26 protein-coding genes are annotated in these 24941 nt (G+C 66.1%); 8 read left to right on the top strand and 18 right to left on the bottom strand.

What is annotated here, in order from left to right:
- Positions 1-97: 97 nt before the first annotated feature.
- The 12 genes from ACIO5D_RS16335 to ACIO5D_RS16390 all read right to left on the bottom strand — a co-directional run bounded on the left by ACIO5D_RS16335 (position 98) and on the right by ACIO5D_RS16390 (position 13602).
- Positions 98-508: a hypothetical protein gene (locus ACIO5D_RS16335; RefSeq protein WP_400795707.1), complete on the bottom strand. Its 411-nt coding sequence runs from the start codon at positions 506-508 to the stop codon at positions 98-100.
- A 122-nt stretch (positions 509-630) separates the two neighbouring features.
- Positions 631-1059: a hypothetical protein gene (locus ACIO5D_RS16340; protein WP_400763389.1), complete on the bottom strand. Its 429-nt coding sequence runs from the start codon at positions 1057-1059 to the stop codon at positions 631-633.
- A gap of 2 nt (positions 1060-1061) precedes the next feature.
- Positions 1062-1364, bottom strand: a complete 303-nt coding sequence (locus ACIO5D_RS16345) for a hypothetical protein (protein ID WP_400763387.1) — start codon at positions 1362-1364, stop codon at positions 1062-1064.
- Complete coding sequence (locus ACIO5D_RS16350) at positions 1361-1504, bottom strand: hypothetical protein (RefSeq protein WP_400795710.1); 144 nt, start codon at positions 1502-1504, stop codon at positions 1361-1363. The genes ACIO5D_RS16345 and ACIO5D_RS16350 overlap by 4 nt, the downstream gene beginning before the upstream one ends.
- Before the next feature lie 219 nt (positions 1505-1723).
- The gene (locus ACIO5D_RS16355) at positions 1724-2620 is read right to left on the bottom strand and encodes a hypothetical protein (protein ID WP_400795712.1); all 897 of its coding nucleotides are present in this window, start codon (positions 2618-2620) and stop codon (positions 1724-1726) included.
- Between the two features lie 228 nt (positions 2621-2848).
- Entirely contained in the window at positions 2849-3163 is a 315-nt protein-coding gene (locus tag ACIO5D_RS16360) for a VRR-NUC domain-containing protein (RefSeq protein ID WP_400795715.1), read from the bottom strand.
- Complete coding sequence (locus ACIO5D_RS16365) at positions 3160-3486, bottom strand: hypothetical protein (protein WP_400795718.1); 327 nt, start codon at positions 3484-3486, stop codon at positions 3160-3162. The genes ACIO5D_RS16360 and ACIO5D_RS16365 overlap by 4 nt, the downstream gene beginning before the upstream one ends.
- Positions 3487-3841: 355 nt before the next feature.
- The gene (locus tag ACIO5D_RS16370) at positions 3842-7015 is read right to left on the bottom strand and encodes a hypothetical protein (protein WP_400795721.1); all 3174 of its coding nucleotides are present in this window, start codon (positions 7013-7015) and stop codon (positions 3842-3844) included.
- Positions 7016-7222: 207 nt separating this feature from the next.
- Positions 7223-8965, bottom strand: a complete 1743-nt coding sequence (locus tag ACIO5D_RS16375) for a phage/plasmid primase, P4 family (RefSeq protein ID WP_400795723.1) — start codon at positions 8963-8965, stop codon at positions 7223-7225.
- Between the two features lie 1400 nt (positions 8966-10365).
- Positions 10366-10743 carry a hypothetical protein gene (locus ACIO5D_RS16380; protein WP_400795726.1) on the bottom strand — a complete coding sequence of 126 codons (378 nt, stop codon included), beginning with the start codon at positions 10741-10743 and terminating at the stop codon, positions 10366-10368.
- 181 nt (positions 10744-10924) lie between these two features.
- Entirely contained in the window at positions 10925-11728 is an 804-nt protein-coding gene (locus tag ACIO5D_RS16385; RefSeq protein WP_400795729.1) for a lysostaphin resistance A-like protein, read from the bottom strand.
- A gap of 20 nt (positions 11729-11748) precedes the next feature.
- The gene (locus ACIO5D_RS16390; protein ID WP_400795731.1) at positions 11749-13602 is read right to left on the bottom strand and encodes a DHH family phosphoesterase; all 1854 of its coding nucleotides are present in this window, start codon (positions 13600-13602) and stop codon (positions 11749-11751) included.
- Between the two features lie 209 nt (positions 13603-13811).
- Here ACIO5D_RS16390 and ACIO5D_RS16395 point away from each other — a divergent pair, with 209 nt between their 5' ends.
- Complete coding sequence (locus tag ACIO5D_RS16395) at positions 13812-14147, top strand: Lsr2 family protein (protein WP_400763362.1); 336 nt, start codon at positions 13812-13814, stop codon at positions 14145-14147.
- 95 nt (positions 14148-14242) lie between these two features.
- On the opposite strand, the gene ACIO5D_RS16400 is transcribed toward ACIO5D_RS16395, so the two are convergent.
- Together ACIO5D_RS16400 and ACIO5D_RS16405 are read right to left on the bottom strand one after the other, a co-directional pair.
- Positions 14243-14605, bottom strand: coding sequence for a hypothetical protein (locus ACIO5D_RS16400; protein ID WP_400795733.1), 363 nt, complete (start codon positions 14603-14605; stop codon positions 14243-14245).
- Positions 14563-15102, bottom strand: coding sequence for a hypothetical protein (locus ACIO5D_RS16405; protein WP_400795736.1), 540 nt, complete (start codon positions 15100-15102; stop codon positions 14563-14565). Before ACIO5D_RS16405 ends, ACIO5D_RS16400 begins: the two co-directional genes overlap by 43 nt.
- Positions 15103-15914: 812 nt before the next feature.
- On the opposite strand from ACIO5D_RS16405, the gene ACIO5D_RS16410 reads away from it, so the two are divergent.
- The 7 genes from ACIO5D_RS16410 to ACIO5D_RS16440 all read left to right on the top strand — a co-directional run bounded on the left by ACIO5D_RS16410 (position 15915) and on the right by ACIO5D_RS16440 (position 22618).
- Positions 15915-16685 carry a hypothetical protein gene (locus ACIO5D_RS16410; RefSeq protein WP_400761754.1) on the top strand — a complete coding sequence of 257 codons (771 nt, stop codon included), beginning with the start codon at positions 15915-15917 and terminating at the stop codon, positions 16683-16685.
- A gap of 74 nt (positions 16686-16759) precedes the next feature.
- Positions 16760-16951, top strand: coding sequence for a hypothetical protein (locus ACIO5D_RS16415; RefSeq protein WP_400761757.1), 192 nt, complete (start codon positions 16760-16762; stop codon positions 16949-16951).
- 737 nt (positions 16952-17688) lie between these two features.
- On the top strand, positions 17689-18189 hold the full coding sequence (locus ACIO5D_RS16420; RefSeq protein WP_400795739.1) for a hypothetical protein: 501 nt from the start codon (positions 17689-17691) through the stop codon (positions 18187-18189).
- A 58-nt stretch (positions 18190-18247) separates the two neighbouring features.
- Positions 18248-19546 carry a hypothetical protein gene (locus tag ACIO5D_RS16425; RefSeq protein WP_400795741.1) on the top strand — a complete coding sequence of 433 codons (1299 nt, stop codon included), beginning with the start codon at positions 18248-18250 and terminating at the stop codon, positions 19544-19546.
- 989 nt (positions 19547-20535) lie between these two features.
- Entirely contained in the window at positions 20536-21537 is a 1002-nt protein-coding gene (locus tag ACIO5D_RS16430; RefSeq protein ID WP_400795744.1) for a DUF6884 domain-containing protein, read from the top strand.
- A gap of 20 nt (positions 21538-21557) precedes the next feature.
- Positions 21558-22205, top strand: a complete 648-nt coding sequence (locus ACIO5D_RS16435) for an N-6 DNA methylase (RefSeq protein WP_400795747.1) — start codon at positions 21558-21560, stop codon at positions 22203-22205.
- Between the two features lie 107 nt (positions 22206-22312).
- Entirely contained in the window at positions 22313-22618 is a 306-nt protein-coding gene (locus ACIO5D_RS16440) for a hypothetical protein (protein ID WP_400795750.1), read from the top strand.
- 170 nt (positions 22619-22788) lie between these two features.
- Here ACIO5D_RS16440 and ACIO5D_RS16445 read toward each other — a convergent pair whose 3' ends face one another.
- From ACIO5D_RS16445 to ACIO5D_RS16460, 4 genes are all read right to left on the bottom strand, one after another.
- Positions 22789-23313 carry a hypothetical protein gene (locus tag ACIO5D_RS16445; protein ID WP_400795752.1) on the bottom strand — a complete coding sequence of 175 codons (525 nt, stop codon included), beginning with the start codon at positions 23311-23313 and terminating at the stop codon, positions 22789-22791.
- A gap of 103 nt (positions 23314-23416) precedes the next feature.
- On the bottom strand, positions 23417-23572 hold the full coding sequence (locus ACIO5D_RS16450) for a hypothetical protein (protein ID WP_400795755.1): 156 nt from the start codon (positions 23570-23572) through the stop codon (positions 23417-23419).
- A gap of 26 nt (positions 23573-23598) precedes the next feature.
- Entirely contained in the window at positions 23599-24468 is an 870-nt protein-coding gene (locus ACIO5D_RS16455; protein ID WP_400795757.1) for a hypothetical protein, read from the bottom strand.
- Between the two features lie 218 nt (positions 24469-24686).
- Positions 24687-24917, bottom strand: a complete 231-nt coding sequence (locus tag ACIO5D_RS16460; RefSeq protein WP_400795760.1) for a hypothetical protein — start codon at positions 24915-24917, stop codon at positions 24687-24689.
- Between the last annotated feature and the right edge of the window lie 24 nt (positions 24918-24941).

Here is a 24941-nt window from a genome sequence, read left to right on the forward strand (position 1 = left end):
ACACGACCGACCCACCCCGCCGCGGCCCCGACGGGACACCCCAAAACCGCCCGCAGACGGGCGACCGGGTCACCGCCCCCGATCCCGCCGATCACGATCACCCAGCCAGTTGCCCGTTACTGACCCACGCTCCTAGCGTGGCGAGGGCATAGTGAGCCATGGCCAGGGCGAGGGACAAGATCTCATCGTCACTGGCTCCTCTGGCGCAGGCGGCGATGAGCTGGTCGTCCTCCCAGTAGGCAAAGCCGCGGAACAGGTGCGGCGGGCCCTGAGGGTCGTCCACATCCGGCACCAGGAAACTGACCCGGGGAGTGAAGGCGGAGGCGTGGCTGCTGACCTCGGTCCAGGTCAGGGTGACGCCACGGTGCTCGTAGCGGATCGTGCTGAGGAGCCGTTCGAGACGCTGGCCGTGAACGGCGACAGCGTCTTCGCGGCAGGACCTGCACATCGACTCCTCGCAGGTGAGACCGGATTGGCCGCACAAGCAGCGTTCCATTTCCCGGATCATGGGCGGGAGGTAGGGGACGAGTGTCGGCATGGTCGGGCCCACGAGCGGTATCGCGCCGTGTGGGGCTGTTCTGAGCTGGGGCATCGACTTCTTCCTTACGTGAACGCGATCGCTCTGGTCACCTACCTGTGACCTCGCCGCCCACTCCGCAGAGGCGTCCGGTCCGGCAGCAACGACTCGATCCTCGCCCACTGGCCAACATCGACCACCTGGCCAAGGCCGTCAAACGACGGCTCAAAAAGATCCAGTACCGCCCGCACCTGATCGACGGAGCACTCGCCCAGGCCGGGTTGATCATGGACGGCTGCCCCCACCAGACCCGACATCGCGCATTCAAGCTCAGTAGCACCGGTGCCGCTCATAGTCCTCTCTCTTTCGATCGTGGCGGTGGGCGCCCAGTTTCTGCCGGTGCGCTGCACGAGATAGACGTCCAGCCATACGGCACGGCTGTCTGCGAGAACCGCTTCAGCGGCCGCGCGACTCAGCCTGCCCAGTGGCTCGACGCCGTCGGGATGGGACGTGGACGCGATGCCGTACTCGAGCCTGGCCATGCTCAGCTCCTGTGGTACCGCTTCAGATGATTGTTGATGCTGGTCTGGGCTCCGGCGTATCCGCACCCTTGGGGGCACAGTTCCCAGCCGCCCCGGTTGAGGGCAGCTTCCCGGATGGTCTCGCGGCCGCCGGGGGCGAAGTCCGTGTCAGCGAGAAGGCGGGCGACGGACCCTTCATGGTGGACGGCCATGTACGCCGCTTCGGCGATCTTGTCGTGGCCTTGGGCGAAGAACTTCCCGAGACCGATCTCCTTTTCACACCCGCACCAGCAGAAGCCAGTCGGAAGGAGGCGGGGCTTGTTCACGGGGTGTCTTCAGCCTCGACGGTTTCGACGATGTCGAATGAGACGGCAGCGTCCTCGGTTCCGTCAAGGAACTCGGCTGCGGCCTCGCTCGGGCTGGTTGCCTCGGTATAGACGTTCAGGACCATGCGATAGGTGGGCATGCACTCAAGGTAGTAACTTATGGCTTACAGCCAAGACACCACGTCTGAACTTCCGCGGCTTGGGGTTGCCTGACCCGCTGGCCCGATCTGGGCTGACTCGATAATGCCCTGCACTCGAAGGTGTGAGCGAGGGCAGTTGGGCCGTCGCTTGCAGATCTTGCTGACCCGCGACGCCCGGCAAGATACGAGAGAGACGATCTAACGAGCGCGCGGCGGCGTTCACTGATCCTTTGTGACGATGTGTTCACCCTCGATCTGCTGGGCAGCCTTGATGGCGTTGGCGATCCACCACCGGTGCTGGCTGGCCCGCATGGTCTGGTCGGTGGGGATGTTGTGCTGGTCGGCGATGGTCCACAGGGTCTGGTCGCCGGCACAGTCGATGTCGTTGTGAATGTGGTCGGGGTCGGTGTTCTCGCAGTTCCAGCCGACGAGGACTGCCCAGAGGAAGGCGTCCAGCTTGTCGGCGGCCCAGTCGCGGGGGTCAAGGGCGATACGCGTGCGGAGGTTTTCGAGGGCGATCTTCACTCCGAGGAGGGCGGGCACCGTGAGGCTGTAACCCACGGCGTACGCCCGGGCCAGGCTGCGGAGCTCAGGCACTTCGGCTTCGGCGTCCCAGAGCCGGTCGTACAGCTCTGCAAGGGACTCCTCGGTGCACTCAGCCAGAGGGAGTCGGTGTTCGGGGTCGGTGACGGGCGGGGCGGGCGGCAGCGCACCGGTTTCGGTGAGGAGGTGCTGCTCCCACAGGGCGGCGAGAAGACGGTGCCAGCGCTGCGGGACGGGCCACCAGCCGCACGGGCAAGCCACGGACCAACGGCCGGAAGGCAGTTCGAGACGGCGCGGCCAGTGGCTGGTGACGAGGTCCTTGTGGTCGGGGCAGATGTGGCCGCCCGTGGGGAAGATGCTGCCCGTGCCGAGCGTGCACCAGCCTTCCCCCGACCACTCGGCGCGCATGCGCGAGCCAGCCATCGTCGCCGTGGCGTCGAATTGGCGCAGACACCCGGGCACCAGGCACGTGCGCAGCACCGGGGCGTTCGCGAGGGAGTCGATGTGGACGTAGAGGGCTTCGAGCTGGTCTTCCGTCAGGTCAGCAAGCGGGATGCGCTCTTCACGGATCACGGTCAGATCTCCTCTGTGGCGATGTACAGGTAGCTGGTGCTGGTCGGGCGGAACCGGTCGAGGCGGGTGCGGGTGCGGCGACCAGGCTGGGCCAGGGCGTAATGCCAGCCGATGACCAGCTCGAAGGTGGCGTGCGTCGCGTCGAACTCGAGGATGCGCAGACTGGCGCAAGCGGACTATCAATCTGGTCTCGCATTGCGACGGTTGGCCCGGCCGGCCACCTCTGGATCACGGTGCTGTCACCTGCTGATCGGATGGGGACTCGAGGAGGTGGGCGATGAACGCATCGACGCCCGGTTTGTCGTCGATGACGTGGACCTCGGCCCCGTGTCGGCGCAACTTGGCGTGCGTGAGCTGTTGCAGCTTCCGCAACCGGCCGCCGGGGCGTTTGACCTCGACGAAGACGGTGCCGCGGGGGGCGACGACGATCCGGTCGGGCACTCCCCCGCGGGCCGGCGAGACGAACTTCAGGCATAGAAAGCCGTGTGCCCGGCACTGGGTGAGGAGGTAGCCCTCGATGTCCCGCTCACGCGGGGTCGTCATCGGCTCTCACACGTCTCGCCCGAAGGGGCCTTCGGCGCACCGTACTTCAGCTCGCCTGGTGAGACGAGCCGGAGGCCTGTGGGGTGGGTGTGCATCCGGAAGACGCTGAGGGTGGAGCACTTCGTGCCGTAGTGATCCCGGACCTGGGCCTCCCCGTCAGCAACGGACTCGATGACGACGTGGCGGTTGCTCTGCCCATTGTCGAGGTTCTCCCAGATCTGGCCCCGACGGACCAGGATGCCCTCGCAGGTCGTGTTCTTCTCCCGCTGGGCCTGGGCATCGTCGTCCTGGGCGGAGGCGTCGGCCGGCGGGACGTCGGGCACCAGCTCGTACTTCTTCAGAAAGGGGCCGATTTCGGTGATCGTCCGGCGCCGTGCTTGGTGATGGACCGAGCGCCGGAATCGGTAGGGTGAATCTACGTAGATGACTTCGGTCAGGATCCCGTCGCTTTTGCGTCGCCAGCGCTGACCGGGCTGGACTGATTCGGCCGGGGCACTCACAACTCGTCGCCCCCCTCGACGGTGCCGACGGGAAGTGTGGTCTGGACCATGACGTCTCTCGATTCTCTCGTCAGGGCAAGGCAGACTCGCCTTTATCTCAAATTCAACTCGGGCACCAGGCAGCGTCGCGTCGACAACACGGTCCGGCACCCGCGGTCCGGTGGCGGCGCGCTGCTGATCAGGTGACGTTCTTCCAGTTCTTGGTGAACGTCTCGTCGAGCATCCGGGTGTAGATGCCGAGATCGAGCGCCTCGATGAGCTGCTTGACCCGGGCGGGCGGCAGCGCGCGGAGATCGTCGTTGACGACGACCACCGACCAGTACGGATCAATGCCGTTGATCCGGCGGATCACGGCGTCCTGGTCATCGGGCAGCAGCCTGAGACCGTCGGAGGTGCTGGCCTCACTGCGGTTCTTCGCCCACCCGTGGTGGCGCAGGATCTCCAGCGCGACCGGATCACGTCGCACCCCGGCGCTACCGGACTCGCGCCGCTTGCTCCGGCTGGCCGGGTTCACCTTCCATGCGCCGGCGTTGTGCAGGCTCACGGCACCATCGGTGCCGTCACGGACGATGAAGACCCGGTTGACCATCTGCAGGGCCCGCGGGTTCACCAGCTGCCCATCGACGTCCTCGTTGTCGTCACGGTCGGACCCGGCGCGGACCGGGTCGGCGGCGAACGGGTAGGTGATCGATCCACGCGAGGCGGCGAGGACGTTCTGGAACAGCAGCAGTGTCCGCACGGGATCGGCCGGGTCGATCGCCTCCTCGATCACCTTGCGGCCCAGCAGGGGATCGAAGGGCTCGCCAAGAGCCTCCTCTCCCCCGCTGGCGACAGCCTGCAGGTAGCGGGCCAGGGCGAAGTCGATCACGGCCGGGTGGGCCAGCGACTTCGTCGGGGTAGGACCCGCGTGGCAGGCCAGTGTCCCGCCGGAGGCGGTGATGATCGGGCTGTCGGCGACGCTGCGGTCCTCACTGGGCGACTCCAGCTCGAGCCGGTTGTTCGAGTCCTTGCTGATGAGGAACATCAGCTCCGGTTCGATGTCGATGCCGATGGCGGCCTGCTGCTCGGCGAGCACCTGGTTGTTGGCGGTCTCGTCGAAGCCGTTGTCGCCGCCGACGACGGAGTAGAGGCCGTCGGTGTTCGTCGAGATGATCCGCGCGCCGGCCAGCGTCTGGGCCTGCCCGATCCGCCAGCTGAACAGCTGGCCGATGATCCGCATCGAGACGGTGCGGTTGTTCATCCTGATGGGGGTCCGGTGTGCGGCGTCAGCGGCTCCAGAGGCCGAGTTGAGAATCAGCTTCGTGCCGTTGCGCAAGGTCGTGAGCCGGGCCTTCTCCTCGGCGGAGATGCCTGGCTTCTTCATCTCGAAGCCCAGACGTTCCTTCTCGAAGAAGATCGTCGTGTAGCGGTCCTCGCCCAGCTCGGGGTTGTAGAACGCCCTCATGTTGCGCAGCAGGTTCGGGTAGTAGCTCGTGAAGTCCTCGTGGATGACGAGACCTGCCGAGGTCCGTGCGAACTTCGGGTGCAGCTTGGTGGACCCGTCGGTCTTCGTGGTGAACAGCTCGGGCGCCCTCTTCGCCGGCTCATCGCGGTAGATGGCCTTGACCGCCGAGGTGACGGCCAGGACAACCTTGCCGTCGAGCACGGTTCCGTCGGCCAGGCGCACGTGCATCGCCTCGGTGTCCGGACGCTGAGTGTCCAGCAGCTGCGCTGGGTCCGGCACGTGGGCCTGCACACGCGCGAGCTGTTCAGCCTGGTCCGGGTTGTCCTTCTTCGGCTTGCGGTACTTCACCTTCTTCGGGTCCGAGCCCAGCAGCACGAGCCGCTTGTCGACGGGCGTGCCGTCGGGCAGCGTCAGCAGGTTGTGCTGGCGCTTGGCCTCGGCGACGAAGTCCTTGGCGTCCGGATAGAGGAGCTTGGCGAGGCCGATCATGGCTGTCTGCTCCCGGTGCTCGAAGGAGTCGGCGTCGAAGACCTTCATGTCCGCTTCAGCGCCGTGGATGCCGCCGGTGCTGAACGTCGCGAAGCACGACGACGGGGAGGCGTCGCGGTGGAAGTAGGGCACGTTGTTCGGCGTCTTCGGCAGCTCGCGCAAGGACTTGGCCGGGAGGTCGAACAGGTCTCGGTATTCCTCGGAGTCGTTGAGGTTCTGTCCCTCGATTGAGCGGTAGTAGTTGACGACCTGGATGAACTGACGGTGTGCCATGGCCTGCACCGGCGTCGCGGCTGGGTTCTTGGCAGGATCAGGTGCCACGTTCTCCTCGAAGAAGCGCACGCACTCGTCGAGCACGTTGACCTGGGGGATGCCTTGCTCCTCGGCCACCTCCTTGGCCGGATAGAGGAACGACACTGCCTCGATGTCGTTCAGCGAGGTGTACGGCGCGAGGATGCGGCCGACGAACTTCGCCGAGGAGGAGTCGATGGTCAGGCGGTCACGGCGCACCGCGCCGTTCTTGGCGTAGACGGTCTCGGAGTACTGCGCCAGCAGGCCGGCCTTGAGGTCGAAGTTGCTGGCGTAGGCGGGGTGCTGGAAGAGCTGGGCCAGGCCCAGGCAGTCGGAGACGTTGTAGGCCAGCAGCTCGTAGAGGTCCTCGATCGTGGTGATCGAGGTGTCGTGGTGAAGCTTCTCGGACTCCTTGATCTGGCGGCCGAGCATCCCGAGCAGGCGCTTAAGGCTCACATTGGTCTGCAGCTCGTTAAGGCGGGCGACGTCCAGGTGCCGGCCCGAGTGCATCATGGCGCGGCGGATCTTGGCGGCCGGGCCGTTCCAGCCGAGGTAGCCGGGCATGTACTCGATGTGCTCGTTGAACAGCTTGTCGTTGTGCTCGCGCATTTCGCGCGCGGTGGTCGGCTGGACCAGACGAGCGGAGTGCGGAGCCGGAAAAACTTCCATCAGGTACAGTGCGAGCATGGTCATGTCGTAGTTCAGCGAGTTGTACCCGGCCAGGAACGGGTGCTTCAGCGGGTCGTACTCGAGATCCGTGTCGCAGACGGGGCGCAGGATGGCTGGATAGGACGAGGTCTCGCTGCGGTCGTTGACCTGGTCGGCGTTCGAGAGGCCCATCAGCTTGGCGAGCCGGAGGTTGCCCCGTTCGCCGCGCAGGTTCCACAGCTGGACGCTCACCGCGGGCAGGCCCGGGTTGGAGCGCACCACGGCCTCATAGAGTGCCTGCGGGTCCACGGCGTCGGAGAGGTGTTGGAGGTCCGAGAGGAAGAAGATCTCCAGGTCGTCGACGGCTCTGTCGGGCTGCGGGGTGTAGGCGCACAGAGTGAAGACGTTCGACAGCGACTCGATGTCGTAGAAGGTGAAGCGTGCCTTCGAGGCCGTCACGGGTGTTCGCTGTGTGGCCATGGTGGGGATCTCCTTTCGTCGGTCCGGCCATCACGGCCGGTGTCTGGGGAGGAGGCAGGCGCTGTCTCGGATGGAGTCGCGGGAAATGCCTCGGCGCGGGGCATCCTGCGTCAGGACGCCTCACCTGTGAGCCGGGGTCTTCTCCTGGGGTCTGCCGTGATCTGCGAGTGGACGGTGAGGTTGGTGATCCGCAGTTCACTCCCGTTGTCAGCAGTTGCCGTGATCAGGTGGCTCCTGTTCCTCAGTGGCGTCGTCGGTCGGGGAAGATACACCCGTCTGCCGGAGCAGTCCGCGGTAGTTGGCCTGCAGCGCCGGCTGCGACTTCTTCTTCAGGTCGCTGCCGGTGTAGCCCGGGTGCATCCACTTCTTGAGCTCGTACTCGGCGATGAGCACCTCGGGGGTGTGCATCATCTGGCCGGGCCGGATCTTGCGGTTCTTGTCCGGGCAGTGCCACAGGACATCCAGCTTGACGATCGCCACGAGGTCGGTGATGAACCGCTTGTTGCTCACGGGTGAACCCGACGGCGAGACGTCGGCGAACCAGGCCTTGTACAGGTCGTAAAGGAACGTGAACGGTGCCAGGTCCCAGGCCAGCCGATCGCGGAACTCACTCCAGAAGTCGCGCACGGGGTCGTTGGCCTCCTTGTACTCGGCCAGGACCACCTTGGTCGCCACCGGTTCGGAGAACTCGTAGTAGTGCCCCGGGGAGGACGCGCCGGCACGGTTGATCACGTACCAGAAGACGTACTCCAGAACCTCGCGGCGCTGTAGATAGTCGTCCCTGATGTACGTCTTCTCTGCCCCGGTGAAGCTCTTCGTGAAGGGTACGAAGAGCTGGCGGCGGTAGAAAGAACCGGATTTGTCCTTCGCGACCGGGAACTCGTTCAGGCACTGGATCATGAATCCGAAGAACTGAAAGGCGACCGGTATCCGGTGCTTGCGGTTGATCATGATGACGTCGGCGGTCACGATCGCCTTGAGGTTGGCTGCCTTGTCGATGAAGGTGCCGACGTCGTTCTCGTCGACGATGATCGCGTTGGCGCGCACCAGCGGTTCGAGCGCGAAGTCCTTGCCGAAGTCCGAGAGTGGGATCGAGGCATGCGCGCCGCCTCCGAGAAGGTTGCGCATGAGCGCGCAGAGCGTGCCTTTACCGTTGTTGCCCTCCGCCGAGTAGAACCAGGCGGTCTTGCGCCAGCGCACATGCGGCCGGATGATCGCGCCGATGATCTCCCAGATCAGGTCAGCGAGGCCTTCGTCACCGGGCTGGTCGAAGAGTTCCTCGATCCAGGTGACGACGTCCCAGTCTCCGTCATCGGGGTGCGCGATGACCTGCTGCGGGGCGTTGTCCACGTAGTCGACGTCGTTCTTCGTCAACAGCACGATGGCGGGGTCGAAGGGGTGGACCTGCTTGGGTTCGAAGTGGAAGTTCTTGCCAAAGATCGTGACGTCCACCGGCTCGGCGCCGTAGAAGACGATGCCGTTGCGCGCGGCGATGAAGTCGCGGTTCGTGCTCTGGTGCCTGCGCGGGCTGTCCTCGCGCAGGACGGCCAGAACCTCGCCGAACTCCTTCAGGCGCAGCTGGGTGTTGTACATGCGCGCCGTGGTGCGGATGTCGTCCTCACTGGTGGTGTACGTCCCACGCGCGCCCCCCGTGGGCTGATACATCGCCAGCAGGTCGTACTCACGGTCAGTGTTCTTGGCGTTGGGTGCGATGCGGATGACATGGTGCAGACGCACGAGGATCTGGGCGACCTGCCAATGCGTCAGATATTTCGGAAGGGGGTGCCTCTCGGCGGCCGTGGCCGCCTTGGCGTTCTCGGACTTGATGACGCCGCCCAGGATCGCCAGCAGCTCCTTCTCCAGCACGCGGGGCGTCGGAGGATCGGTCGGGGCGATCTGGTCGAGGTAGGCAGCGGTGACGTACGTGACGATCTCGTTCGGCGGAGCCATGTCGTCGCGCTGTGAGAAGTACCCCATGACGCTGGTCAGGACGTCAGCGACGGGGTTGGTACGGGGTCCGGGCCTGGAACCGGCGGCAGATACAGCTGTGGAGGCATCAGGAGGTGTCATGTTGCTGCTTTCTCGATCGTGACCGAGCTCCTGCCGGCGATGCGTGGGAAGCCGACTTGACTCGCAATCGAATGGAACGCGATCTCGACACTACGCCATCCCGACTGCCTTTCGCAACGATTGACACATCAATCAGCAGGCAAGTCGAGTGGTGCATCGAATGACTCTCTACTGGCGACTGAAAGGACAACAGGCAGGAGCCGCAGAGGGTGTGCGCAACCGCTACAGCCGCACGAGCCGCGAGCCCGGGCGGGATGCGAGAGGTCGGCAGCTACGCGGAGCACGCACGCGAAGGCGCTGGCTCTCGCGCTCGACCACGCACCCGCGGGCGGCGTGAGCCGCCCGGCCTGCGGTCGGGGTTCGGAGGAGTTCTTCCGACCGGCCGAGTCGGCTGCCCCCGGGGCATCAACCGGGCGTCCACCAGGGAATCACGGGAGCCTCATACCCCCTCCAGGTATCCGAGCTTGTACCACCTGACGTGGTACACCCGTCTTTCCAGGTCAGAGCAGTAGCCGGAGGTGTTCAAGAGCAGGGTGTACCACGTGGCATTCTCTACGTGGTACAGGCGTTTCACCTGGTCAGACGGCGTATATATACCCCCTGTACCACCTGTACCAGGAAATGGGGACTAGATACACGCGCGGGGAGACAGGAGAGCAGGCTGGCGAGCTGGAGTTGCCTGGGCCGTTCCCGAACGCGCCCCTCATGGAAACGCCCAGAAAGACGTGGTACTTGTGGTACGCGGACCGGAAAGGCTGTCTGACCAGGCAAAACGTCGTACCGCACTGGCGCTCCCACGTGGTACACCCGATGCGGGAAAGAGCCTCGCGGTACAGGTGCTTGCCCAGGTCAGACGCGGTTCTCGGGGCTGTACCACGTCTCGTGGTACAGCTGGCAGCTCGATGCGCCCTCCCGCGACCAAGCTCGAGACGGGCTTCCACGTCAAGCTGCCGTGTGGCCCTCAGGCGGCCAGTGGGACTTGACCGCGCGGAACATCCTCGGCGTCCCGAAGCTCGCAGAACACTCCTGGCACACCCTCCGGGCATGAGTTGGAACCCTGTCCGAGTCGTTCGCTCATGAGGCTCTACTCGATGCGGGATGGCATTGGGCTGGTACTCGCCGCCCATTGTGAGTAATCCGCGACACTGCTATCGTTGACGGCAGGTGATCGATGTTGCACTGGAACGTGAAAACAGAGAGGCCGGAGAGCATCCCCGTGGGAAGGGAGCTCTCCGGCCTCTTTGCATGTGCTGATGAGGGTGAGGCGTGGACGGCGCGAATCACCCAGGGGTGACCGCGTGACTGCGGCTACGGGCTCGCTCGCCCGCTTCGACGACGTAGAGGATCTCGTAGGAGATCGTAGTGTTGAGGTTGAGCCGGTTCGTGCTCCGGCTCTCCTTCACCGTGATCCTGCGGAAGCCGCGAACGGCCTCGGCGCGATCGAAGAACCGGCGCAGTCTCGTGTTCACGCGCTCACGGGCCTGTTCGGCGGTGATGCCCATGTCGGAGACGACGAAGACGTGCGTGTGACCGGGATCGAAGGTGGGCTTTTCACCGGTGTCGAGGTCCAGGCGGATCTTCGCACGGCTGATGTCGAGCGGGTCGGGACGGACGAGCTGCCCTCGTGAGTCGTACGCGCAGGTGCTGACGATAGCCATGATGAGATCCTCTCCTCTCCCGACGAGTATGCCTGAATAGCTACTTTCAGTCACACCTCCGGTGACCGGATCACCGCGGTCACCACGAGCACGCCCTCCGTACGAGGGACCGGCGACGGAAAGGCCGCCGGGTCCCGCGCGGAGGGCGCCATCGTTTCTCAGAAGAGGCTGGGTACCTCGCTCACTGCATCGCGGACTCGCCTTCCGCGCCCTCGACTGTGCCTCGCTCAGTTCCGCCGGCGACCCGCCGGTAGAGCCCCACGGCACAACCAGCGAAGGCAAGGCACAGCAGCACCGCGGAGACGGGGTTCGCCAGAACGCCGAGCATCTGCGCCGGGACAAGGGCGGCAGCGAGGTTGAAGCCCAGATGCAGGACCACGCAGGGCCACAGCGCGCGCGTGCGCTCGTACACCAGGGCCAGGAGCACCGCCAGTGGCAGGGTCGCGGCGAACTGCACGGCGTTGCCGTGCAGCAGGCCGAACACCACGGCGGAGACCAGCGTGGAGGCGAGGATGCACACCCGCTTGCGCAGCAACGGGTAGATCAGTCCCCGGAACAGGGCCTCCTCACCCGCGGGAGCCGCAACCAGGGTGAGCAGCAGGGTCGCCAGGGCACCCGCCGCGTGCCTGGTCTGGTTCGACGCGTCGAAGCCGGCGGACCCGGCCGTGACGTGGATCCACAAGGCCAGCGACTGACCGGCGAGGAAGGCCAGGACCGCGCAGCCGAGGACGGTCCACCCGAAGCGTGGGATCTCCGACTCCGGCCGCGGGGCCGGCGTATGCGCGAGCCACCGTGGCCGATGGATCCTCACCAAGCCGACCAGGACGACGACGAGCATGCCCAGGACGGAGGTCGCGACGATCGGCTCTCCGATGAGGAGGACTGCGAAGGTGCCGAGGCCGAGGTAGACCGCGACGACGGCGAACGGCACGAGGGCGCACCACCCGATGTCGAGCAGACGCGAAGTGATCGGTGGCGACGTCATGGTCTCCTCCTCTACGGGGTTCAAGCAGCCGTGTTGATCTGTTCGTTGATGACGGCCTGGACGCGGGTGTCGCCTCGGAAGGTGTTCAGCTGCAGCGTCGCAGTGAAGCGCAGCGTGCCGAGGTCGGTGCGGCTGGCGCGCTGCACGAAGCCCCGGAGCATGTCGAACTTCTCCTCGGCGACGTTCCACCACAGGCAGGACAGGCCGGACCGGGTGACCAGGCGCAGGTGCTGCGATTCGGATCCGATCCGGTCCACGCGCAGACCCAGGGGCTCGATCGCGATCTCGACGACCGGCGTGGTGAAGCCGTGCCCGAAGGGCTTGAGCCCTTCGGTCCGGCGCGCCAGCTCGAACAGCGGCTGCAGGTCCTCGAGGCCGACGTCGCAGTCGGCGTCCGGGCCGAGCACGAGATCAGCGTTCGGTCCGTCGGTGCTGACGGCGAGGAGGGCGACCTGGGTGGCTTCCTGCAGCACGGCGACGAGGTCGCCGAGCTTCTCGGCCTTCGCGACGCGGACGCCGCAGGCCTGCCGGTGCCCGATGGCGCTGAGACCGTCGTACGATTCCAGGCTGGTGATGATGTCGAACCACCCCGGCGCGCGACCGGAGCCGCTGACGAAATCGTCGGGACCGACGGGTCGGTTGACGACGACGACCGGGTGGCCGTTGGTCTCCATCATGCGGTTGGCCAGTAGCCCGTACATGCCTGGGTAGGCGTCCGAGAAGTACACCCACGGAGCCAAGGGCTGGTCTCCGGAGGTGAGTTCTTCCATGTGTTCGATGACCAGCCGCTTGCGCAGTTCGTTGCTCTCGATCACCTGGTGGGCGGCCTTGAGCTTGACGGCAGCACCACCAGCCGTGAACACCGCGAAGCAGGGCTCAAGCGAGGCCCCAGCGCGCCGGGGGCTGTTCATCGCCGGGGCGAGGTAGAAGCCGAAGAAGCCTTCGTCGAGGTCGTCTATGTCTCGGATCTTGCCGACCTGCGCGAAGGCCTTGAGTACGATCGCGAAGCCCTCGAATGCCTGGAGGAAGACGGGGTGGTGCGGCTCGGTGCGCAGCAGTTGCATCAGGATCGACTGCTCGACGTCGATGACACCGGGGTCAGCGTCGAACCCACCCCAGGAATTGGGGATCGTCTTCGGCGCGGCGACGCGCAGCAGACGGGCGATCGAGATCGCATCCCGCACCAACTGGCGGTTCTCGTACAGCACGGGCATGACGTCGGAGACGGTGCCCAGGCCGGCGAACAGGCGCAGCAGGTGGATCTCCCAGAGCTTCTCGGGCCGGTGCACGCGGGTGTAGGCCTCGATCACCTGGTAGAGCACGTGGGCACCGCAGATCCCGGTGTGGGCGTAGGTCTCATCGATCCGGCACGGATCGACGGTGATGTCCGCGGTCGAGCCCGGCGCGAGTTCCTCATGGTGATCGGTCACCAGCGTCGTCCAGCCCAGGGCACGCGCGGCGGCGATGCCGCCGTGGGAGTTCACTCCCCCGTCACAGGTGAGCAGGACCCGGGTGGCGGGCCACTTCGCCTGGATTTCGGCGATGTCCTCGGGCGCGAGCTCGTGGCCGCGGCGATAGTCGGGCAGGTGCAGCTCGACATCGAACCCGAGCTCGGACAGGCCGGCATAGCCGAGGACCCCGGAGGAGATGCCGTCCATGTCGAAGTCGGGGGCGATGGTGACCTTCTTGCCCCCGATCCGGGCGTCATGAAGGGCCTCGACCATCTCGGCCAGGTCCAGGAGCTCGTCATGCTCGGTGGACTCGATCTCCTTCAGGTACTGATCCGACCACCCCCTGCGCCGGCACAGCAGCTCGAAGAGATCGGTGTCCTCATCGGTGAGCGAATGGTCGTCGACGGTGTGGAGCATCGGCATGGTGGGGACCTCTCGATCCGGGTTTGCTGGTCGGTGGCGAACGGGGCATGCGACAACCCTGGCCATGCTGCGATTTTAACAGCACCACCCATCACTTCTGCTCATTTAGCAGCATTTTCGGGTCTCATTCGGGCTTCGAATGACACACTTATCTCGAATGGCCATGACAGGCTTTCCAAGGTCCTTGCGTATCGGCTACTGTCGCTGATATGGCCATTCGAAGCGTTGTCGAGTCAGATCTCAGTGGTAAGCCGGATGCGGCTACCGTGACCTTCGGCCTGGGCGACACCTGGTACGAAGTCGACCTCACCCCTGAGGAGCAGAAGGGCCTTGAGAAGGCGCTGGCGTCGTACCTGAAGGTCAGCCGGAAAGCCGGGAAGCCGGCACCCAAGAAGCGAGTCGTACCCGAGACGACTGCCGAGGAGCGCGAGAAGATCCGCGAGTGGGCCAAGCAGGCGGGTCACGAATTCGCAGAGCGCGGACGCATCCCAAAGAAGGTCATGAAGGCCTATGACGAGGCGCACGACATCGATCGGAGCAAGTAGCGCCGAGCCTAGTGTCGCCTCCCGGCCGACTCCCCTCCCATCCCCCATCCGCCCCTGAAGGGCCCTGCAGCACACTGCAGGGCCCTTCGTGTGTCTCAGAACGGCGGCGACGGATGGATCACGCTGGTCGTCTTGATCCCCGCGGCTTGCGCCCGAGACCTGCAGTGGATGGTGCCGTGCGAGAAGTGCCCCGGCGTATCCGGCATGAGCTGCTCCTGGCCTCGCTGCGGGCATCCGAGCTTCCGGCAGAGGTCGAGAAAGGCCGTGCACAGTACCTGAGCCCCGGCCTCGCGAAAGGCTCGGGCGGCGTCGACCATCTCCTGGTTGCGCTGGAAGCCAGCCGTTCTCCCGCGGGTCGACCAGTCGGCGGGGAAGGGGATGATTTCGAAGCCTGCGTCCTGCCACAGCAGCTCGGCTATGGCGTCGGCACCCTTGGGGCAGCGCCCCGAGAGGAGCACCGGCCTGGTGACGTTCTTGGGGCCCAGTCGCGCCAGGCGTCGTTGAACGTCTCACGCATGCTCCTCTCGTCGTCCCAGCTGCGGGAACCGGTGACGAGGACGACGTGCGAGAACGATTCTTGAATCATTTCAGCAATCATTCGAGTCTCCTCTCCCTGTGACTCGGCGGTCTCCGCAGCTGGAGTCGAGAGCTGCGGCCATGATGTCCGGGCAGGCGTGGCGGCCTGCATGTCGCTGGTCCATACCGGCCGGCTGGTACAGGGCTCGATGACGGCCAGGTCCTCCTCCCGGTGGAGCTCGACGCGGATTTGATCGTCGTTCCACATCGGCATGAGGTGGACGGTGTACATCCCGTCATCGCTGCGGGAGACGTGCACGGTGACGATCGTGGTGCCCTCGTCGTTGGTGAAGTCGACGTTGCCGATGTCCTCGGCTTCGCCGGCTGGGACTGCGTCATGGTGGGCCTCTTCGTGGGCTCGGGTACGGATGGCGACCATCGAGTGCGGACCCCGGTGGGGTCCGTGTGTCCGTGTGATCTCGTGGTCGACCCAGCTCCCGGGCCAAGCTCCGCTGGCTGACGATCCGGAAGATCTTGCTGGCGTGATCTGGTCCCGGATGGATCGCATAGCGAGCCGCCGCACGGGTCGTCACTTCTCGCCTGAGCCGGACGTGCAGCACCAGGCGATCCACCACTGCTGCACCCTTTGCTGTTGTCCACATCTATGGCCAACAGGAGCGGGGCAGTGGTGGGGCCTCCTGTCTCAAGCGCAGCGCTGGGCATAGCCGGAGGGAGCGCCGGCGACCGACGGACCGGTGAGCGAAGCGAACGGTGGAACCCGTCGGCTATGCCGACTAACACGTCCTCGGAGCGCAGCGGAGAGGCCGAGCGAAGCGAGGGTCCGCAGGACACGTGTTATCAGGTTCCCTTATGCCCTTTTTGCTTCCTTGTCGTCGTCGTCGCTGTTCCACGGCTGGAGCGTCAGCGGAAGCCTGGAACACCAGGGGAAACAGGCCGTACCCTCTTGACCCGTACCCCTCCCCCCTTTCCGCGCAGCGGGGGTACGGGACGGGCTGTTTCCCCTGGTCATTGCACCCTTGGCTGTACTGCTGTTTTGCCGTCCGTGATACGACCGTACCCCCATGCTCATCCGTCCTCGTGAAGCACGAGCGAGGCGGGGGTACGGGTCTGCTCCCGACGGGGCGCAGCCCTGGCTCATCGACCTGCTGCCGCAGGCGGCACAGCCCTCGCCGCGGCTGCGTTAACCAACCGTGAAAGAGGCCGACAGGAGCCCCCCATAGGCTGATGGGCATGATGCACACTCAGCTCACGGACGTCCCCGCGGGCGTTCTAACAGCCGTCGCCACCGCTGTCGGAACGGGTGGTCCCACCGGCGACGGTGCCTACGTTCACGTCCTCCAGGACGGCACCACGGCGGCCTGCGTGGTCGACGGCATCGGGCACTCGGAGCGCATCACCGCGCGCTCCGCTTTCCTGGCGGAGGTCGGCGCGCGGATCGCCGCCACCCGGGGGCCACTGCACGGCATCCTGACCGCCGCCGAGATGATCGCCGACCCGGGCCCGGACTCCTGCCCGGAGGAGGACGCGGTCGCGGTCGCCGTCGTCGCCAGGCCCGGCCGGGAGGTCACCGTCGGGTGGACGGGTGACTGCGCGGCCTGGTCGTACGACCCGGTCACCGATGAGGTGGTGCGGCTGACCTCCGATCACACGATGGGCTCCTTCCTGCGGACGGTGCACCCGGGCGGGCCCGCGACGCGGGCCGAGCACCACGACGACTGGGTACGGGTCTCCCTCGCGCGATCGTCCGTCGCGTCGGTACGGGAGTCGGAGGCCTCCGAGGGGGTGCGGCTGGTGGTGCTGGCCAGCGATGGCCTGCACGGAGCGATCGGCGAGGACCGTCTTGTCCGCCTGATCCGGAACCATGGGGCCCCCGGCTCAACGGAGCACCCGCCGAGCCGGATCGCGGACAGTCTGGTCGGGTCGGCGCTGGCCTGCGCTGCCACCAGGGGCGGCACCCGGGACGACGTCACCGTGATTGTCCTCGCCTGGCCGGACCGCTGAGGCTGGGGCTCGATCCGAACCGTGACGGTCGACGTCCATACAGGCGGGTGGGGCCAAAGAAGACCGTCCTAGACATGCAGCACGAGCCTGGAGGACTCGCACTGTGGTGGTTGTTCTGGGACGACGAGGGCCGACGGGAGCTACGGATCGCGCCGGGGTGCGAGAAGGTCGTCGTCTCTGAGGCGTTCCTGCTCGTCGAAGACCACCCCGGCACCTGTGACCAGTCGATCGGCTTCACTCGCGAGGAGCTGGCGGCACTTGGGTGAGAAATCGCCGGCTCCCAAGCTGGCGACCAGCCCCCGCCCCGTCCGTCCATCAAGCGAGCCGATGGCACCCACCCCCTTACCGACCGCCGCGATTCGGCGTGAAGCGCAGACAGGCGTTTCGTCCCTACGAAACGGCAGTGAAAAGCGTCCCCCTCGCGTCTCCGAGGTGACCCATCGGGATACACGGGGGACGCAACTAGGGCACGCACAAGACGCCGACTGGCCGGCATTGCGGCTATCAGAGTCCCGAGAGCGTCCTTACGGCGTCTCGCGCCCGCTCCAACGATGCCGCCCTGGTGTCGCATACGGAACCCTCGCAGGGCACGTCTGGGTAGCGGCGACCGGTGAGGCCCTTCAGGAGACACAGTCAGGACGCCGACGGGATGCCCTGTGTACTCGAATGCGGTTCCCCCTGGGACGGCGCCGTGACCCCAGGTGTCTCGAGGGTGCCCCCTTGGAGCCCTTGTTGCGTCGCACGTAGAGCTCATAGGCGCATGGCGTCGGCGGCTTGCATGCGGTCGTCTCAGGTGGAGCACCGCGACGTCTCGCCGGTGTACCCACCAGTACTCAACAGGGACACCAATGACGCCTAACTCGCGTATCGAATGAGACTTGCAGGGGACTCTATAGGGCCACTAGAGTGACGTTGCATCGATTCGCATTCGAGCAGAAACGCGGAAGGCGGTGAGTCCATATGGCAGAGCGCGAGACATCCGGTGAGCGACTGGATGAAGTGCATGAGCAAGTGGCCGGGCGAGGTGAGTGCGATGGCGAATCAGTCGGGTGAACCTCGCAAGGTTCGCTGGACCGTGCCCGCTGCCGATACCTCGGTGATCGAGTGGCTCGATCAGCAGGAGAACATCTCGCAGTCGCTGCGACAGCTCATTCGGGAGTCCATTCAGCGCGACGGGTACATCGACGTCTTCTACAAGCCCGTCGACCAGCTGCCGCGTCGTGGCCGCCCACCGCTGGAGACTGCCGAACAACGCGAGGACGACGAAGCAGACGAAGCAACAGCCGAGCCCCGTCCGGCCGTCCGGCCGGTTCAGCCGCAGCAGCAGCCCGTAGTCACCGACCGGGCCGACGTCGTCGTCGAGCAGACAGCCCCAGCGCCGGTGTCCCGGCCCGAGCCGGCTCCCGCACCGGTCGAGACGGCCGAGGCCTCCGCCCCCATCCCGCCGCCGGAGCCGCCGAAGCAGGCGTCCATCGACGAAATCATGGCGAGCACTCGGCGCTGAGTGACGCGGTGGCTCTCACCTTCCAGACAGACAACGCAGACACCGAGGGGCCGAATTCATGAGCACGAACACCACCGACATCATCACCCTCACCGGCGGCGTCGACGTCGGCAACGGCTACGTCAAGGGCGTCATCCAGAACACGAAGCAGAGCACTTTCGACGAGATCGATCTGCCCAGCGCGGTTGTCTCGACTTCCCGCACCTCGCCGAAGGTGCCGCTCCCCGACGCGGATGCAGCCACCGTGATGGCCGGCGACTTCTACAACCAGATCGACTGCTCGCTCACCACTCCCCTGGTGGCGGCGTCGGACCGCCGGATCTTCGGCCGGGCGGCGTTGAGCGTACGCGGCTCGAAGTTCACCGAGTTCGAGGTGCTGGGCAAGCACTCCAAGGCCGATCAGGAGCTGAGCAAGGTCCTGGTCCTGGGTGTCTTCGCCGCGAAGGCCCTGCGCGACTACGTCAGCGAGAACGGCGCGCTGCCCGATCACGAGCTGCGCGTGCACGTGCGTGCCGGCCTGGCGCTGCCGATCTCCGAGTTCGTCGCGCGCCGCCACGCCTACGCCGCCGAGTTCATCGGCCTGCTGGGCAGCTCCGACCCCGCGGTGCACCTGGTGACGATCAAGAACTTCAGCACCCCGGTCTCGGTGCGCCTGCAGTTCGTCGACGTCCAGGTGATGGCCGAGGGTGCCTCCGCGCAGTTCGCCATCACCGACAAGGGCGAGCCGCTGGCCCAGGCTCTTCTCGATGATCTGCGCACCCGTGACGCGTCCATTGTCGAGGGTGTCTCTGCTTCCGACCTGGTGGCGGTCCAGCACACCATCGGCGTCGACGTCGGCGAAGGCACCGTGAACTTCCCGGTCTTCACCGACGGGCGGTTCAACGCCGAGGCGGCCGCCACGCTCGACGAGGGCTACGGCACCGCGCTGATGAACGCCATGGAGCGCATGAGTGAGTCGGACGCCACGCTGAAGTTCTCCTCGCGCAAGCAGCTGGCGGACTTCCTCCACGCGGAGCCGTCCGTGCTGGTGAGGAACCGTCACCAGCGTGCCGCCGGCTTCGTCGAGGACGAGGCCAGCTACCTGGTCGACGAGATCGTCTCCTCCTTCGGCGACGTTCTCTCGCAGGCTGGCGCGACGACCGAGGTCGTCTACGTCTACGGCGGCGGCTCGGGTCCGATCAAGCACCGGCTGCACCCGGCGCTGCTGAAGGCCGCGGGCGACGTGCCCGTGCTCTACCTCGACTCGAGCTACTCGCGGCACCTGAACCGCGAGGGCCTGTACATCGCGGCTCGCCACGTTGAGCAGCAGGCCCTCGCCGCGAAGCCCACGAACAAGCGCGGCAGGGAGGTGGTGTGATGAGCGGTGCACCGGAGACTCCTCGAAGGACGCGGCCGGGAGGCCCGTACGGGGAGTGGGGTGACTTAGTCCTCGCCAAGCGAATCGAACTGCAGCAGCCAGGGGCCGATGCCTGGTGCCAGCGCTGGAACCAGCGGTTGCCGACGTGGAGACGGACCCGGGACGGTGGCTTCGACCCGGAGGCGCACCGTGTCGTCCGGATCCCGGAGGCTCCGGCGAAGCGCTTCACTGTCGCCCATCACTACAGTGCGAGCTGGCCGGTCGTACGGCTCGCGTACGGTCTCCAGCGCGTCGACCAGCTTCCTGGGCCCGGTGAGCCCGAAGGCGGTCGGCTGGTCGGGGTGCTCGCCCTCGGGGTTCCGATGAACACCGCTGTCCTCAACGTGTTCCCGGACCTGGTCCCGCTCAAGGAATCGCTTGAGCTCTCGCGTATGTGTCTTCTTGACTCAGTGGCTTCGAACGGCGAATCCTGGGCCTGCGCGAGAGCATTCCAGGACGCCGCCGCCAGGGGAATCCGAGGGATCGTCGCGCACGCCGATCCCGTCCCGCGGGTGAGGATCTCGGCCGACGGCCCGTCGTACGTGATGCCGGGGCACATCGGCCATGTCTACGGCCACGGCCTGGGTTTCGCCTATCTCGGCCGCACCCGCGCCCGGCGCCTGGTTGTACTTCCTGACGCCACCGTACTGAGCGACCGCGCAGCAGCCAAGGTCCGCCGAGACGAGACTGGCCATGCGGCAGTCGAACGGCGGCTCACCGCACTCGGAGCCACCGCCCGCCGAGCTGAGGAAGACGGCGCGCGATGGCTCGCTCGGGCACTCGAAGATGTCGGGGCAACGACGGCGTACCACGGCGGCTGCCACAAGTACGCGCGGACCATCGGCCTGCGGCGCACGCGGGTTCTGCTGGCTGGGCCCGCTCTTCCAGCTCCGCGACATGGGCCCCGTTCACCCTCACCGTCTACCCCAGAGATACGAGGAAACCACCAGATGAGTCACGGCCTCAGCCCTACCGGCGCGAAGATCCTCGACGCCAACGACGACGGCCTCGTTGCCGGGCACCCCGCAGCGCTCGCCAAGCTGATGTCCGACGGCTTGCTCGTCCCGCACACCGCCGACCGCGGTACCCACCGGATGATCGAGGCCGGCTGGATGGCCCTCGGCGCCTGGCGGAAGGAGAATCCGGGCCGTGCTGCGCTGGCGGACGCCCCACGCGCCCTGCCGAAGCTGCCTGGCCGGCAGCACGAGGCAGTGCTCGCTGCCGCGCGGCGCCCCGACCAGAACGTCCCCGGCCAGGATGATCCGGCCTACCGTGCCGGCGAGGCATGGTTCCGGGGCTCCACCCTGCGGAAGGTCGTCGCGAGCGGCTACGCCGCCATCCGGCCCGAGCCACACGACAAGAGCGAGGCCACATGGGAGGCGACGGGCCGCCCTCTCTACCTCACGAAGGCCGGGCGGCTCTACGCCCGACAGCGCGGGAACATCGCTGTCCACCGGCGGCGCGTCGTGGTCATCGCCTGCGGGGAGAAGAAGCTGCCAGCTCCAGGCGTCAACGAGTACGGCAACCCGCTTCCTGGCCACCCGGCTGGCGAGCTCTACATCGGCGACTACCACCGGTCCCTGCGCGCCGCCGCGGACGCCCTGACCGACTCCGCGCTGATCTTCATCGCCTCCGCGCTCCACGGCCTCGTCCCGCTCGACCGGCCCCTGCACCCCTACGACGTCACACTCAAGGACGAGGAGGCCGTCGCGCCGGAGACGATCCGCTGGCAAGCGGCGGGCCTCGGCCTGGACGACGCGGATGTCATCTTCCTCGGCGGCCAGGACTACGCCGCACTGCTTCTGGCATCCGTCCCCCACTTGCACGCGCCGTTGGCCGGCGGCATGGGCGACCAGCGCGGCCAGTGCGCGCGAGCCCGCGATGACGCCGGCATACGCGAGGACTGGTGGAAGAAGGCTGCCACCCTGCACGACGAGCACGCCGTGCGGTGAACGCCTCCCAGGCCCAGACCATGAGTGCCAACCGCGAGATCGTGACGTTGCTGGCCGCGAACACCGGCGCGAAGCGGATGAGCGATGTCTTCGACCACTTCGTCGAGATGGCGGCGCTTGCTCTGCGCAACGCCGTGGACGTCCGTGGAAGCACGTCCTGGGAAGCGCGCGAAAGACAGTACCTCCAGATCGCCGGTCGCTACGGTGGAGAAGAGCTGAACCGCTTCGCGCGCGCCCTGGCGCTGCTGACCATGGAGTTGCAGCGTGGTCCCCGTGACGTACTTGGCCACCTCTACATGGAGCTGGAGCTCGGCAACGAGGCGCTGGGCCAGGTCTACACGCCCTATGACGTCGCCCGTTTGATGGCTCGGATGGAGATCCGCACGGTGACCGAGCAAGTCAGGCACCGGGGATTCGCCGATGTCTACGAGCCCGCCTGCGGAGCGGGCTCATTCATGATCGCCCTGTCTGAGGTCATGCTCGAGCACGGCCTCAACCCGCAGACGCAGTTGCACGTGACGGCGGAGGACATATCGCCGCAGGCCATGCACATGGTCTACATCCACCTCACGCTGCTGAACATTCCCGCGGTCGTGCGCCGTTGCAATGTCCTGACGCTGGAGACCTTCGAGACATGGCCCACCCTCGCTCATGTCCTGGGCCATTGAAGCCCGAAGCGCAGGGCGGTCCGGGCAATCAACGGATCACGTCGACTGATCATCGCGCCGCATCAGGAGACCACCGGAACACCCGCAGACGCCTTGGAGATGAAGCGATGACGATCACGCAAGGACAAACCGATCCTTCTGACGCCGGCAGCGACGACACTTCGGCATGGCGCGGGAAGGAGTCGACAGCCGAGTCGTGCCTGGCGTGCCAGCGCGAGGAAGCACGCGCGGGACGCTGCGGCGGATGCGCAGCAGCCATCGGTGCCGACGCGGCCGCCGTAGCGCTGGAAGGCATGCCCAAGAACGCGGCCGGCCTGGTGCACGAAGCCGACCAGCTGGGCTGGGACGTCCGAACGGAACGCCGCCAGCACGGCCGCCGTCGCACCCACCACGTCCACGACCAGGCCGGATGACTCCGCGATCCGCCAGCCGCAGTAACTTCTTTCTTCGCCTTCCATCTGCGCTCTCGGGGTACCGAATACCGGCCGAAGCGTTCCCCCGTGGCTCCTGGGAGTCCACGGAAGGCACAGGCATTGTCGTCAATTTCCGGATCGTCGACCGCCGTGACCTTCGCAGGAATCAGTCACCACCAGTGCCGGTACAGATAGTTGCCGCGCGGCAGCTCGCCGCGGCGGATGAGGTCGCCGAGAATCAGTCTCAGCGACGGCGAGAAGGCGCGATCGGCGAAGAACCGGTCCTCGAACACTGCGTTTTCGAGGTCTTGCGTCGGCGGCGGGTTGGCCTCGACGGTGGCCGGTGCGCTCTCATCGGCAACGCGGATACTCAGCCAGTACTCCAGCGCTGTCATGCCGGACTTGTAGACGCTCGTGCCCGTGCGGGAGTCCCAGCCCAGGTAGATCGTGACGGCGTCGAAGTCATCGACCGCCTGCAGGTATTCCTCGTCGGAGGCGAGCTCGTAGAGCTTCACACTGTCATTGCCAATGTGTTCGTCGTCCCGTTGGCATCCGCGCAGCGAGCTGTACGGCTTACCGTAGATGCGCCCGGCGATGGATTCGATCGGGATGTATCCGTTTTCGGCGCTAACGTATTCAACATGTGGCTCCAGCACGTAAATGCTGTGGGGCGTGTATTCGGATACATCGGGCATGGTGGAGCCTCCTGTGGGTGGTTCAGGGGTGATTCAGGGGCCAAGCGAAGGACCCCGGCCTGATGCCGGAGCACCAGGTCGGGGTCCTCGTAGAGATCCGGCGTCAGTGAGTCCCCTGGGGTAGTCGCAGTCCGTCCATACCCAGAGCATCCGAGTGGAAGCTGATTTCCATGGCAGCCAGCCCGTCGACGACGTGCTGGGCCGCTTCACCGAGCTCGCGCACGGCGTCGCGGTTGTACTTGCCGAGGATCTGCTCCACGCCGTGCGACTGCGTGATCTGAAGGTTCAGTCGTACGCGTCCGTCCGCTTCGCAGACCGCGGCGAACACATCCAGCTCCAGTTCGCCGGCGTACCCGCCGATGCAGTTGTTGAGCATCGCGCCCCAGCGGGAGAGTGTCTCGGCATCCCGGGCGACGACGAACCGCAGATCATGGTGCGCATGGCATCGATGAGCCAGTCCACGGGCACCAGCCCGCGAAACAGGGCGAACCAGCTCAGGGTGCTGATGTCCAAACGCTGCACCTCGCGGGCCAGCGGCCGACGGTAGGTGCGCACGCCGAAGAGGTTCTTCGCGACCTGCGCATGGTCGTGGGCATCGAGATAGGGCATGTAGTCGGAGGCCGGAGGATACATCCGGTAGTCCTCGAGCAGCGGGAAGCGGTCGTTCCAGTCCGGCAGCTCGCCGATGTGTTCGCGGATCGCGGCGATCGCCTGGTCCATAGCGTTGCCGACTCCCGCAGGCTCCGGCCCTTCGAGCTGGCGAGCCTGTGGGTTGCTGCGGATCCAGCTCTGCAGCGTCCCGGACAGCCTGCGGATCCAGGGCTCAACCTCAGTCTCTGAGAAGACATGGTGGGTGGTGGATTTACCTTTGCGGCGGTCGATCTCTCGCAGGACGACGAGGTCCTTCTTCGTGCGGGTCATTGACGTGAGCTTCTCGGAGGTCCAGTAGTGAAACGCCTTGCCCGAGGCGCGCATGCGGTGAACGCGCCTGTAGAGCGAGACAGCGACGGACGTCCGGCCATCAGGCAGAGCCCGCGCCAGGATCCTCAGACTCATCCCGGAGATCGCACCTTCGACTGCAGCGACACCCTGCTCGGCCAAGGCGTCGTCGACATACTTGATGTACAGCAGGGTGCGCTCGGTGCGTTCGGGCATGGCGGACTCCCCGGGAACTATTTGATGGATTCGGCAGTGAGACTCCCGGCGCTGCCTTGCAGCGCGCTGCCCGCGCCTTATCCGATTCCGCCTACCGCAATTCGATCTCCCTGTCGATCCATTCGGGATCACCTACGACGTAATATCCTTTGTGCTGATGCTGCTGATACACTTGGCACTGTCCTACCCTCACACTCCTTACCTCGCCCATTTCAGGATCAGAGCGTCTCCGCCCGCGTCCTCATCTCGCGGCGGAACCAGGCCCTCTCCATGGGCTTCAGGGTCTCCCAGAACTCCTTCAGCTCCCTCGGGTGGAGGTACTTACCCGAAACGCTGAAATATCCGATCATGCGGCCGAGGGTGGCCTTGTCCGGGCCCAGCATGAACGCGGACAGCTCCTTCAGCTCCCCGCCATTCTTCATCTGACCGCTCTTGACGCCAGCGCTCATTCCTCTATTTCCCCCAGTCGGTGA

It is taken from the genome of Kitasatospora sp. NPDC087315, from assembly GCF_044744345.1.
GTDB lineage: Bacteria > Actinomycetota > Actinomycetes > Streptomycetales > Streptomycetaceae > Kitasatospora.